Raw genomic sequence first — 12,262 nt, forward strand, 5'->3', positions numbered from 1 at the left:
CCACCTTAGTCGCGGGCGACGACACCGAGCTCGCCGTCCCGGACCACCACGACGACGTCGCCGGCGACGTCGGTGCGCCACACGCCCGCGCCGGCCGCTGAGAGGGCGGCCAGCAGGTCGGGAGCGGGGTGTCCGTAGTCGTTGCCCTCCCCCACCGACACGAGCGCCAGCCGCGCGCCGAGCGAGGTCAGCCAGTCGAGGTCCTGGTGCCGGCTGCCGTGGTGGGGCACCTTCAGCACGTCGACCCGCAGCCCGGCGAGGTCGCGCCCCAGCGCCGACTGGGCCGACGGCTCGACGTCTCCGGTCAGCAGCACCCGTACCCCGGCGACCTCGGCGACGAGGACGACGCTGGCATTGTTGGGCGCGCTCTCCCCGGGGTCGGTCGGTCCGGCGCCCGGCCGGGGCCACACCGTCTGGAGCGTCACCTCCCCGACCCGGCGCGTGAGTCCGTACGCCGCCGGCGCCGGGTCGCGACCGACCGCACGCCCGACGTCCCGCGCGCCGTCGGGCGGGTCGAGCAGCCCCGTGCCCTCGACGGCCTCCACGTCGCGGTCGTCGAGCACGCCGGCCACCCCGCCCACGTGGTCGGCGTGGAAGTGCGTCAGCACCAGGAGGGGCACGGAGTCGACCTCGAGCCGGTCGAGGCAGGCATCGGTGGCTTCCGGCTCGGGGCCGGCGTCGACGACCACCGCGGACGCGGGACCCGCGCGGAGCACGAGGGCGTCCCCCTGCCCGACGTCGCACATCGCGAGCACCCAGCCGTCCGGCGGCCAGGCGGGTGACGGCGGCCGGACCAGCATCACCACCACCAGCAGCCCGGTGCAGGCCAGCGTCGAGCCCGGTCGGCCGAGCACCCTCGGGCCGAGCGGCACCGCGAGCAGGCACAGCAGCGTGAGCAGCCCGAGCGCGACGGGCCCGGTGCCCCAGTCGACCGCCGCCGTCGGGATGCCCGCGCCCCAGCGGGCCACCGCGATGATCCAGCCCGCCGACCACGCCGCCGGGGCCGCCACCGCGACGCCGAGCGGGTCCCACACGAGGCCCAGCAGGCCGCCGGACAGCCCGAGCACGGTCGCCGGGGCGACCGCAGGAGCAGCCAGCAGGTTGGCGCCCACCGCGACCAGGCTGACCTGCCCCGAGAGTGCTGCCACCACTGGCGTGCAGGCCACCTGGGCCGCGAGCGGCACTGACACCGCCTCGGCCACCCAGCGCGGCGTCCACCTCATCAGGGCGTCGCGCCAGACCGGGGCCAGCAGCAGGATCCCCGCCGTCGCCAGGGCGGACAGCGCGAACCCCGCCGTCACGGCAAGCCGCGGCCAGACCAGGAGCAGTCCGAGCACCGCGACCCCCAGGCCCCGCACGCCCCGTGACCGGCCGTTGCGGCCCATCCCCACCAGGGCCACCGAGCCCATCGCGGCAGCGCGTACGACGCTCGGCTCGGCGCGGGCCGTCAGCACGAACCCGACGATCCCGAGCACGCCCAGGGCGTAGAGCCAGGGCCCGCGCACACCGGCCCAGCGACCGAGGACCAGCAGGAACCCCACCACCAGTGTCAGGTTGGTGCCGCTCACCGCCAGGAGGTGGGTCAGTCCGGTGGTCCGGAAGTCGTCGGCGAGGTCGGGGTCGAGGCCACCGTCGTCCCCGACCACGAGGGCCGGGACCAGCTCGCGCGCGTCGGCGTCGCGGCCGGCGACAGCAGCGCGCACCGATCGTCGTACGGCTGCGGCTGCGTCCCACCACACGTCCGGCTCCGCGACGACCGTCGGCTCCCCGGTGGGACGTACGAGCGCGGCGACGTCGCCGTCCCCCGGCACCAGCCGGGCCGTCGTCGCCACCGTGGTGCCGAGCGGCAGCCGGGGCCAGTCGGCGTCGGCCATCACCACCACCGGCGCGGCGAGGGACCACGCGCGTCCGCGCCCCTCCGCGCGGGCCACGGTGGCCCGGACGACCTGGAGGTCGCCGTACTGCCCGCTGACGACCCGCACGTCCGAGGTCAGCTCGAGCTCGAGGTCCACGACCGCACCGTCGTCGGCGAGCGCGACGAGGGGCGACGTCGTGAGCAGGGCGTGCTGGAGCGCGGCGACGCCCGCGACCGCCACGAACGCTCCGAGCGGACCGAGCCACGCGAGGGACCACCACCGGCGGACGACGCCCGTCCCGCCGGCCACGACCGCCGCGGCGACCGTCCCGAGAGCCGGCCACCCCGGGAGGACCAGCACGACGAGCGCCCCCACCCAGGCGCCGAGGCCGAGCGCGACCGCGCGCAGGTCGGGCACGGTCGCCGGTCAGAGCGTGACGAGCGGTGCGAGGTCGGCGAGGGTGGCCTCCCCGATGCCGTCGACCTCGAGGAGCTCGTCGACGGAGGTGAACGCACCGTTGGTGTCGCGCCAGGAGAGGATCGCGTCGGCCGTCACCGGCCCGACGCCGGGCAGGGTGTCGAGCGCCGCCTGGTCGGCGGTGTTGAGGTTGACCAGCGTCGACCCCTCGGGCCCCGGCGCGGCGAGCGTGCCGGCCACGCCCGCGGCCGGGGCGACGCCCACGAGGATCTGCTCCCCGTCGACGACCGGTCGAGCGAGGTTGAGCGCGGTCAGGTCGACACCGCGCCGGGCACCACCTGCCGCCTCGAGCGCGTCGACGACCCGCGACCCGGCCGGCAGCACCGCGATGCCGGGCCGGCGCACCTTGCCCGCGACGTCGACCACCAGCTCCTCGCCCGCGGACGCCGAGCCGGAGGCACCGGACGTGCCCGGCGTGCCGGGGACGACGTCCGACGACACGACGGGGGCCAGCGGCTCGCTGGATCCGGCTGACTCGCCTGCGGTCTCGCCGGCGGGCGGCGCGACCGGCACGGCGCGGGCCTGGTCACGCACCGCCCACCACGCCGCCAGCCCGACCGCCAGGGCCGCGAGCACCGCCACGACGGCGACGTGCACAGGCCCGAGCTGCAGCCCGCCGACCCGCAGCCGGCGCGAGGCGTGGCGCCCGGGCACCGGCGGGACGATCGGGACGGCCGCGGGCACCGGGACCGCGTCGGGACGCTCCCGGACCCGCGTGTGACCCCACGCCGGGTCGGCCGGGCCAGCCGGGTCGGTCGGCTCGCCGCGCACGGCGGCGAGCTCGGCGCTCAGCGTCGCCAGCCTCCGCGACACCGCCTCGGCGTGCTCGGAGGACGACTGGGATCGGCGCATGCCTCCACGCTAGGAACGCCCGGGCCCGCTCGACAGGGGCGACCGGCAATCTGTGGACAGCGGTCGTCAGGGACGTGGAGCGACGCAGACGGCCACCATGCCCGGGCCGACGTGCGCGCCCAGCACGGCACCGAGCTCGCCGCACATCACCTCGCGCCCCTCCAGCCCGTCGGCGAGCCGGTCGGTCAGCACGGCCGTGAGCTCCTCGGCGCGACCGGAGTTGGCGAGGTGCGACACGCACACGTCGACCGGCTGGTCGCCTGCCGCCTCGACGGCGAGCTCGGCCAGCCGGGCGAGCGCACGCGACGCCGTACGCACCCGCTCGCGCGGTGCGACCCTGCCCTCGGCGATCTCGAGCAGGGGCTTCACCGACAGCGCGCTGCCGAAGATCGCGGCGGCGGCGCCGATGCGCCCGCCCCGTCGCAGGTACTCCAGCGTGTCGACGTAGAACAGCGACGTGGCTGCCCGGCCGCGGGCGAGCGCCGCCTGGGCGGCCTCCTCCGCCGTCCCGCCGGCGTCGAGCGCATCGGCTGCCGTGAGCGCGGCGTAACCGGTCGCGATGCCGACCTGACCGGAGTCCACGACGTGCACGGGGACGTCGACCTCGAGGGCGGCGAGCTGGGCGGACTCGAAGGTGCCGCTCATCTCGCCCGAGAGGTGCACCGACACGACCTCCTCGGCACCCTCGGCCGCCAGCGAGCGGTAGAGCTCGGCGAACAACGCCGGAGCCGGCCGTGAGGTGCTGACCGGCACGAAGTCCCGCAGTGCCTCGGCGACCACGTCGGGTGTGGCGCCTTCAGGCCCCTCGTCGAGCACGCGGGCGCCGATCACCACCTGCAGCGGCACGACCCGGATGCCGCGCTCCTGCGCCAGCTCGGCGGGCAGGCTCGCGGTCGAGTCGGTGACGATGACGGTGCCGGACACATCCCGAAGCCTAGTGACTCCCGACGCACGGACGGACTCCTGCTCGGCGTCCGCCCCGTCCTTGCGGGCCGTGGTGGCCTCCGGTTGGATGTCCGGATGCCCGACCGGCCCGAGCGCTTCGCCGACGCACTCCAGACCGCCATCGAGGCCCGCGGCCTGGGCCTGGACCGGATCACCGAGCACCTCGCCCAGCGCGGGGTGTCGGTCAGCGCAGCGACGCTGAGCTACTGGCGCTCCGGCCGCAGCGAGCCCGGTCGGCGGTCGTCGCTGGCGGCCCTGCCGCACCTCGAGGACGTCCTCGACCTGCCCTCCGGCAGCCTCACCGCGACCCTCCCCAGCACGCGCGAGCGCACCCCGCGCCGGGCCGTGCGCGGCCTCGACGTCCTGTGGCCCGAGGAGCCGCACTCGGCCGTCCTCGGGCGGCTCGACACCAGCTGGGACACCGATCTGGCACGCGTCTCGGTGCACGACATCCTGCGCCTCGGCCCCGACCGCCGGCAGGTCCGCCTCACCGTGCGGCAGGCGATGCGGGCGCGCGCCGACGGACCCGACCGCCGCGTCGTGATGCACTCGCAGGACGACCTGGGCGCCGGCCTGCCCGAGATCCGGCCGTTGCGCGGCTGCGCGCTGGGCCGCGTGGAGCGCGACCCCGAGGCGGGCGTGGTGGGCGCGGAGCTGCTCTTCTTCCGGCCGCTGCGCCGCGGCGAGACCGTGATCGTGAAGTACGACGTCATCTCCCCCGCCCCCGGCCCGTGCGAGCGCGAGTACACCCGCCGCCTGCGCCTGCCGATGCGCGAGTACCTGCTCGAGGTGGCGTTCGACCGGCGGGCGCTCCCCGCGAGCGTGGCCGCCTTCACCGAGGGGCGCGAGCAGCCGATCGCGCTGGACGAGGACCGGCGGGCGCACCTGGTCCACACCGACACCGCTCCCGGCACGACCGGGATCCGCTGGAGCTGGCCGAGCAGCTGACGCCGGGGCACGCGGCCGAGCCCGTCGGACGGTCCGGCCGGGCGTGAGTTAAGTGTTAAGCGACGCCTGCCCCTTGCCCGGGACCGCGTCGGCCGGTCAGGGTCGGCCTCGTCCATCTGTCTCGGGAAGGATCCATCGATGAACCATGCACGCCCTCGACTGGCGGCAGGCCTGATCGCCTCGCTCGCCGGTGCCGCCCTCGCCATCACCCCGGCCGCCACCCACGCGGCCGACACGGAGAAGCCCCAGGAGGCCCCCCAGGCCTCGATCGCCGACGACGGCCTCGCGCCCGTCCTCGGCACCGCCGCCGACGACCGCTACATCGTCGTGCTCGACAAGGAGGCGCCCGGCAAGAGCCTCAGCGCCGCCAAGGCCGACGTACGCGCCCAGGGCGCGAGCATCAGCCACACCTACACCTCGGTGCTCGACGGCTTCGCCGCCAGGCTCAACGACAAGGCGCTCGCCGCCCTGCGCAAGAACCCGAACGTCGCCTACATCGAGGCCGACAAGCCGGTGCAGCTCGACGCGACCCAGTCCCCCGCCACGTGGGGCCTGGACCGCGTCGACCAGCGCGACCTCCCGCTGAACAACTCCTACACCTACGACGCCACCGGCGCGGGCGTGACGGCGTACGTCATCGACACCGGCATCCTGACCACCCACACCCAGTTCGGCGGCCGCGCGGTCTCGGGCTACACCGCGATCAACGACGGCCGCGGCACCTCCGACTGCAACGGCCACGGCACCCACGTCGCCGGCACCGTCGGCGGCTCGACCTACGGCGTGGCCAAGGGCGTACGCCTCGTGGCCGTGCGCGTCCTCGACTGCGCCGGCAGCGGCTCCAACTCCGGCGTCATCGCCGGCGTCGACTGGGTGACGCAGAACCACACCGCCGGCTCGCCCGCGGTCGCCAACATGAGCCTCGGCGGCGGCATCTCGAGCGCCGTCGACACCGCGGTGAGCAACTCGATCGCCGACGGCGTGACCTACGCGCTGGCCGCCGGCAACGACTCCGGCGCCAACGCGTGCAACAGCTCGCCCGCCCGCGTCGCGGCCGGCCTGACCATCGGCTCCACCACCAGCACCGACGCGCGCTCGAGCTTCAGCAACATCGGCTCGTGCCTCGACATGTTCGCCCCCGGCTCCAACATCACCTCGGCCTGGCACACCGGCACCTCGGCGACCAACACCATCAGCGGTACGTCGATGGCGACCCCGCACGTCGCCGGCGCGGCGGCGCTCTACCTGCAGGGCAGCCCGTCGGCGTCCCCGGCCACCGTCAGCAGCGCGCTGATCGCGGCCGCGACGCCCAACAAGGTCACCAACGCCGGGACCAGCTCGCCCAACCGCCTGCTCTTCGTCGGCACCGGTGGCACCACCCCGCCGCCGGACCCGACGCCGACCACCTGCAGCACCATGCCGGAGACCGAGTCCGGTTCGCTGGGCTCCGGCGGCGTCTCCTACCACCCCGGCACGAGCGACTACTACAGCTCGGCCGCGGGCACGCACGTGGGCTGCATCTCCGGCCCTTCGGGCACCGACTTCGACCTCTACCTCGAGAAGTGGAACGGCTCCACCTGGGTGGTCGTGGCGCAGGGCGTGAGCAGCACCTCGGAGGAGAAGATCACCTACACCGGCACCTCGGGCTACTACTCGTGGCGCGTGGAGTCCTACTCCGGTTCGGGCAGCTACACCTTCGGCCTCGACCGGCCGTGACCTGACGTTCGGCCCCGCGGCTGGTGCCGCGGGGCCGAACGTCGTACGCACCTCAGACGACGATGTTGACCAGCTTGGGCGCGCGGACGATCACCTTGCGCACCGTCGCGCCGTCGATGGCCCGCTGCACGCCGGCGTCGGCCAGTGCCGCGGCCTCCAGGTCCGCCTCGGAGATGTCCGGTGCGACCTCCAGCCGGGCGCGGACCTTGCCCTTGACCTGCACGACCGCGGTGACGGAGTCCTCGACCAGCAGCGCCTCGTCGACCTCGGGCCACCCGACGCGGACGACGGTGGGCTCGTGGCCCAGCCGCTCCCACATCTCCTCGGCCGTGTAGGGCGCGACCAGGGACAGCAGGATCGCCACCGCCTCGGTGGCCTCGCGCACCGCCGGGTCGGCAGGTCCCACGCCCGAGTCGATCGCCTTGCGGGTCGCGTTGACCAGCTCCATGACCCGGGCGACCATCACGTTGAAGCGATAGGCCTCGACCAGCGTGGCCGCCTCGTGCACGGTCCGCGCCGTCGTACGCCGCAGCGCCAGGTCGCCGGTCGTCACGTCGGCACCGGGGGCCGAGGTGACGTCCCCGGACAGCCGCCAGGCGCGCTGCAGGAAGCGCAGCGACCCGTCGGGCGACATGTTGGCCCAGTCGATGTCGTCCTCGGGCGGACCCGCGAAGACCAGCGTCAGACGCACGGCGTCGACACCGAAGGCGGTCAGCTGCTCACCCAGGTTCACGCCGTTGCCCAGCGACTTGCTCATCTTCTTGCCCTGGTTGATCACGAAGCCCTGGTTGAGCTGGGCCGACCAGGGCTCGCGGAAGCCGACCAGGCCCATGTCGTTGAGGACCTTGGTGAAGAAACGCCCGTAGAGCAGGTGCAGCACGGCGTGCTCGACACCGCCGACGTAGAGGTTGGCGGGCATCCACGCGTCGACCTTCTCGCTGTCGAACGGCCGGGTGTCCTCGTGCGGCGAGCAGTAGCGGAACATGTACCACGACGAGTCCACGAAGGTGTCCATCGTGTCGGTGTCGCGGGTCGCCGGGCCACCGCACGTCGGGCAGGTGGTGTTCACCCACTCGCTCGCCCCGCCCAGCGGCGAGGTGCCCTTCGGCTTCAGGTCCGCGCCCTTCAGCATCGGCAGCCTGACGGGCAGCTGGTCCTCGGGCACCGGGACCTCGCCGTCCACCGGGCAGTGGATGATCGGGATCGGCGCGCCCCAGTAGCGCTGGCGGCTCAGCAGCCAGTCGCGCAGGCGGAAGTTGACCGTGCCGCGACCCAGGCCCTGGCCCTCCAGGTAGGCGATCGTCGTGGTCTTGGCCTCGGCGACACCCATCCCCGACAGGTCGATCTCGTCGTTGGCGGAGTTGATCGCCGGACCGTCGCCCGTGAAGGCCTCCCCCTCCCAGCCCTCGGGCGGCTGGACCGTGCGGATCACCGGCAGGTCGAACGCCTCGGCGAACTCCCAGTCGCGCTGGTCCTGACCGGGGACGGCCATGATGGCGCCGGTGCCGTAGTCGGCCAGCACGTAGTCGGCGGCGTACACCGGGATCCGGGTGCCGGTCAGCGGGTTGGTCGCGTGGACGCCCAGGAAGACGCCGGTCTTGGGGCGGTCGGTGGCCAACCGGTTGATCTCGGTCTCCTTGCGGACCTCGACCAGGTAGTCCTCCAGCGCTGGTCGCTGCTCGTCTGTGACCAGCTCGGCGGCCAGGGACGCGTCGGCGGCCACCACCATGAAGGTCGCTCCGAACAGCGTGTCGGGCCGCGTCGTGTAGACGGTGACCGGCTCCTCACGACCGTCGATGGCGAAGTCGACGTGCGCACCCTCGGAGCGGCCGATCCAGTTGCGCTGCGCGGTGACCACCCGGTCGGGCCAGGTGTCCTCCAGCTCGTCGAGGCCGTCCAGCAGCTCCTGGGCGTAGTCGGTGATCTTGAAGTACCACTGGGTCAGCTCCTTCTTGGTCACCTCCGCCCCGCACCGCTCGCAGGCACCCGCCACGACCTGCTCGTTCGCCAGCACGGTCTGGTCGTTGGGGCACCAGTTGACGGCGCTGTTCTTGCGGTAGGCCAGGCCCCGCTTGAAGAACTCCAGGAACAGCCACTGCGTCCAGCGGTAGTAGTCCGGGTCGGACGTGTTGAACGTGCGCGACCAGTCGAAGGAGGCGGCGTACTTCTTGCACGACTCGATCGACTTGGCGATGTTGGCGCGGGTGTAGGTGTCGGGGTGCTCGTCGTTGCGGATGGCCGCGTTCTCAGCCGGCAGGCCGAAGGAGTCGAAGCCCATCGGGTTGAGCACCTCGTAGCCGCGCTGCCACCAGTAGCGTGCCACCACGTCGTGCAGCGCGAACACCTCCGCGTGGCCCATGTGCAGGTCGCCGCTGGGGTAGGGGAACATCGTCAGCGCGTAGCGCTTCTCGCGCGGGCTGTCGTCGTCGGCCCGGAACGGGTCGAGCTCCTCCCACACCCGCTGCCACTTCGTCTCGGTGGCCGCGATGTCGTAGGTGGTCTCGCCGTGGGTGCTCTGCTCGGGATTCATCTCTCTCGCTCCTGTGTGTCCTTGCTCCCGACATGAAAAAACCCCTCACGCATGGAGGGGTGCCGCGTTGACTGCCTGATCGGTAGGTCAGCGCGGCTGTCGAAGAAGCAGGATCTGCGACCGCATGCCCCCATGGTAGCGCTTCGCGCGTCGCACGCTCATCCCCTGCCCCCGGGGCACGGCCGAGCAGCGGTAGGTGCCGCTGCCCGGGCCGGACCTGTGGACCGGGCCCGGGCAGCGATCGCCTGGCAGGACGAGCTCCTGCGGGAGCTCAGCTGACAGTGCTCACTTCACGAAGGCGGGGGTGAGCGGCGGGTTCCACCACTCGCCGTTGTAGGCCTTGACGGCACAGACGACGTGCAGGATGCCGGCCACGACCGGCGGCACGAGGAAGACCGGCAGGAACACGACGAAGCCGATGCCGAGGGTGATCACGCCCAGGACGACGTAGAGCACCGCGGCGACGACGAGCCAGATGAACATCGAGATCTGGACGTTGATCGAGTTGGCGGCGTGCGCGCGGACGAAGGGCCCGCGGTCCTTGTAGATGACGTAGACCGCGATGGAGGCCAGGAACCCGAGGAAGCCGGCGGAGCAGATCATCGCGACCACGGCGCCGGCGTGGCTGATCGCGCCCCAGGTGCGCTCGTCCTGGGGCGACATCGTCGCCGGAGCGGCGCGGTAGGTGCTCGCCGGCTGCTGGCCGTAGGCCTGCGTCGGCTCGCCCGCCTGCGGGTCGGTGGGGTACTGGTCGGACATCTCACTCACTCCTCGGGCGGGCCGGGTGCCCGCTCCCTCGTCTGGTGACAAGCCAAGCACGCCGACCGGCCGGAATCATCCCCTTCCGGGGTCGAGTCAGGGTGGCCTCAGGGTCGGTCGCGGGCTTTCGTCCAGGCCCCCGCCGGGGTAGTCCAGTGGGAACTGGCTGCCGCGCCCGGTAGTCCAGTGGGAAGTGGTCGTCGTACGCCGCCGAACACGACCACAACCCACTGGACTACCCCGGGCCGGCGCGACGTCGCACCGACCGCCCAAGAAGTGTTTGACAGTCACGGCAACCGTCGTGCACGCTGCTCCCCAAGAACTCTTGGAGGGTGGACGTGGACGAGACCGATCCCGAGGCGGTGGCCCGGCTTCGCGCGACAGCACACCCGGTCCGGCTGCGCATCCTGTCGCTGCTCACGGCCGAGGCGATGAGCGCCGCAGAGGTCGCCCGGGCGCTCGACCTCACGCACGCGAACGCGTCCTACCACCTGCGCCAGCTGCACGACGTCGGCGAGCTCGTGGTGGAGAGCGAGGAGAAGATCCGCGGCGGGGTCGCCAAGCGCTACCGGTACGACGCGTCGCGGGAGGTCGCGGACCGCTCGAGCGCGGTCGACGACCGGATCGCCTACGCGCGCGCCAACGGGCTCGAGGTCGAGCGCCGGTTGCGCGACGCGGGGCGCGGCTCCGGCTCGTCGAGCGACCTCGAGGCGTGGGTCCCGGTCGAGGCCTGGCGTCGCGCCCTCGACCTGCTGCACGAGGCCTCCCACCTGCTCCACGCCGAGGCCCGGTCCGCCGGCACGCCCGAGACCGTGCACGTCAGCTTCACGACCAACGCCTTCACGATGACCGGCGGGCTCGAGGGCGACGCCGCCCGCTGGGTGCCGGGCCGGGACACGGGCCAGGACGCGGGGCAGGAGACGGGCCGATGACCTGGGCTGACGCGCTCTCCCCGCTGCGCAACCGCAGCTTCGCGTGGTACTTCGCCTCCCGCACCACCAGCACCCTCGGCACGACGATGGCCAACGTCGCCCTCGTCTTCGCGGTCCTGGACCTCGAGGACTCGGCCTCCGCCGTGGGACAGGTGCTGGCCGCGCACACCATCCCCATGATCCTGCTGCTGCTCTGGGGCGGCGTCATCTCCGACCGCTTCCCCCGCGCCGTCGTGCTCCAGGTCTCCAACGTGATGTCCGCCGTGACGCAGGGCGCCATCGCCGCGCTGGTCCTGACCGGGAGGGCCGAGCTGTGGATGATCCTGGTGCTGGCCGCCGTCCACGGCGCCGTCTCGGCGGTGTCGATGCCGGCCATGGCCGGGATGGTGCCGCAGCTCGTGCCTCGCGGGCAGCTCCAGCCGGCCAACGCGCTGCTGTCGCTGACCCGCAACGGGCTCACCGTCCTCGGGCCCACCATCGGCGCGCTCCTGGTGGTCACGGTCGGCTCCGGGTGGGCGCTCGCCGTCGACGCCTTCACCTGGTTGCTCGCCGCGCTCTTCCTGGCGCCGGTCCGGATCCCTCCCCGGGAGGCCAGCACCTCCGACAGCACGATCGCCGAGCTCCGCGAGGGGTGGACCTTCTTCCGGCGCACCACGTGGCTGTGGGTCGTCGTGCTCGGCTTCGGCTTCCTCAACATGATCCACGTCGGCGCGATCTCCACGCTGGGCCCGGTGGTCGCCGAGGACACGATCGGGCGCCAGGGCTGGGGCTTCGTGCTCTCTGCGGAGGCCGCCGGTCTGCTGGTGATGACGGTGATCCTGCTGCGGTTCCGCCTCGAGCGTCCCCTCGTGTGGGGCATGGCCTCGTGCTCCGCGATGGCAGTGCCGATCCTCATGCTCGGGCTCGACCCGACCCTCGCCCTGCTGGTCGTCGCCGCCTTCGTCGGGGGCATGGGGGTCGAGGTCTTCGGCATGGGGTGGAACCTGGCGATGCAGGAGAACATCGACGACGCGATGCTGTCGCGCGCCTACTCCTACGACATGCTCGGCTCGTACGTGGCCATGCCGATCGGCCAGCTCGCCTGGGGGCCCCTGGGCCTGGCATTCGGCAACGAGACGGTGCTCGTGGCGTCCGGCATCGCGTACGCCGTCATCTGCGGGCTGGTGCTCTGCTCACGCTCGGTCCGGCAGCTGCCCCGCAGCGCACCCACCCCGGTCGCGACGGTGACGAGCGGCACGTCCTAGGGT

At 73.3% G+C, this 12,262-nt stretch carries 9 protein-coding genes; 4 read left to right on the top strand and 5 right to left on the bottom strand.

Annotated elements, in window-relative coordinates; translation table 11 throughout:
• Window positions 1-5: 5 nt before the first annotated feature.
• From Q1B24_RS10520 to Q1B24_RS10530, 3 genes are all read right to left on the bottom strand, one after another.
• A complete protein-coding gene (locus Q1B24_RS10520) occupies window positions 6-2,273 on the bottom strand; it encodes a ComEC/Rec2 family competence protein (RefSeq protein WP_299927533.1) in 2,268 nt (755 codons plus the stop codon).
• A gap of 9 nt (window positions 2,274-2,282) precedes the next feature.
• Window positions 2,283-3,185, bottom strand: coding sequence for a ComEA family DNA-binding protein (locus Q1B24_RS10525; RefSeq protein WP_299927535.1), 903 nt, complete (start codon window positions 3,183-3,185; stop codon window positions 2,283-2,285).
• A gap of 66 nt (window positions 3,186-3,251) precedes the next feature.
• Window positions 3,252-4,109, bottom strand: coding sequence for a DegV family protein (locus Q1B24_RS10530; RefSeq protein ID WP_299927538.1), 858 nt, complete (start codon window positions 4,107-4,109; stop codon window positions 3,252-3,254).
• Window positions 4,110-4,205: 96 nt separating this feature from the next.
• Here Q1B24_RS10530 and Q1B24_RS10535 point away from each other — a divergent pair, with 96 nt between their 5' ends.
• Both Q1B24_RS10535 and Q1B24_RS10540 read left to right on the top strand, forming a co-directional pair.
• Window positions 4,206-5,078, top strand: a complete 873-nt coding sequence (locus Q1B24_RS10535; RefSeq protein ID WP_299927541.1) for an XRE family transcriptional regulator — start codon at window positions 4,206-4,208, stop codon at window positions 5,076-5,078.
• Between the two features lie 138 nt (window positions 5,079-5,216).
• The gene (locus Q1B24_RS10540; protein ID WP_299927544.1) at window positions 5,217-6,794 is read left to right on the top strand and encodes a S8 family peptidase; all 1,578 of its coding nucleotides are present in this window, start codon (window positions 5,217-5,219) and stop codon (window positions 6,792-6,794) included.
• A 52-nt stretch (window positions 6,795-6,846) separates the two neighbouring features.
• Here the strand turns inward: Q1B24_RS10540 and leuS are convergent, their stop codons facing one another.
• Both leuS and Q1B24_RS10550 read right to left on the bottom strand, forming a co-directional pair.
• A complete protein-coding gene (gene leuS, locus Q1B24_RS10545; RefSeq protein ID WP_299927547.1) occupies window positions 6,847-9,324 on the bottom strand; it encodes a leucine--tRNA ligase in 2,478 nt (825 codons plus the stop codon).
• A gap of 285 nt (window positions 9,325-9,609) precedes the next feature.
• Entirely contained in the window at window positions 9,610-10,083 is a 474-nt protein-coding gene (locus tag Q1B24_RS10550) for a DUF4870 domain-containing protein (RefSeq protein WP_299927550.1), read from the bottom strand.
• A gap of 338 nt (window positions 10,084-10,421) precedes the next feature.
• On the opposite strand from Q1B24_RS10550, the gene Q1B24_RS10555 reads away from it, so the two are divergent.
• Together Q1B24_RS10555 and Q1B24_RS10560 are read left to right on the top strand one after the other, a co-directional pair.
• The gene (locus Q1B24_RS10555) at window positions 10,422-11,015 is read left to right on the top strand and encodes a helix-turn-helix domain-containing protein (RefSeq protein ID WP_299927553.1); all 594 of its coding nucleotides are present in this window, start codon (window positions 10,422-10,424) and stop codon (window positions 11,013-11,015) included.
• Window positions 11,012-12,259, top strand: coding sequence for an MFS transporter (locus tag Q1B24_RS10560; protein WP_299927556.1), 1,248 nt, complete (start codon window positions 11,012-11,014; stop codon window positions 12,257-12,259). Before Q1B24_RS10555 ends, Q1B24_RS10560 begins: the two co-directional genes overlap by 4 nt.
• Window positions 12,260-12,262: the final 3 nt, after the last annotated feature.

This window comes from uncultured Nocardioides sp. (assembly GCF_947488025.1).
In the GTDB taxonomy this organism is placed as follows: Bacteria; Actinomycetota; Actinomycetes; order Propionibacteriales; family Nocardioidaceae; genus Nocardioides.

Bases quoted from the DNA above. Each gene is read 5' to 3' on its own strand.
- Q1B24_RS10525 (WP_299927535.1), bottom strand. From the start codon at position 3,185: ATGCGCCGATCCCAGTCGTCCTCCGAGCACGCCGAGGCGGTGTCGCGG.
- Q1B24_RS10535 (WP_299927541.1), top strand. From the start codon at position 4,206: ATGCCCGACCGGCCCGAGCGCTTCGCCGACGCACTCCAGACCGCCATC.
- Q1B24_RS10540 (WP_299927544.1), top strand. From the start codon at position 5,217: ATGAACCATGCACGCCCTCGACTGGCGGCAGGCCTGATCGCCTCGCTC.
- leuS (WP_299927547.1), bottom strand. From the start codon at position 9,324: ATGAATCCCGAGCAGAGCACCCACGGCGAGACCACCTACGACATCGCG.
- Q1B24_RS10550 (WP_299927550.1), bottom strand. From the start codon at position 10,083: ATGTCCGACCAGTACCCCACCGACCCGCAGGCGGGCGAGCCGACGCAG.
- Q1B24_RS10560 (WP_299927556.1), top strand. From the start codon at position 11,012: ATGACCTGGGCTGACGCGCTCTCCCCGCTGCGCAACCGCAGCTTCGCG.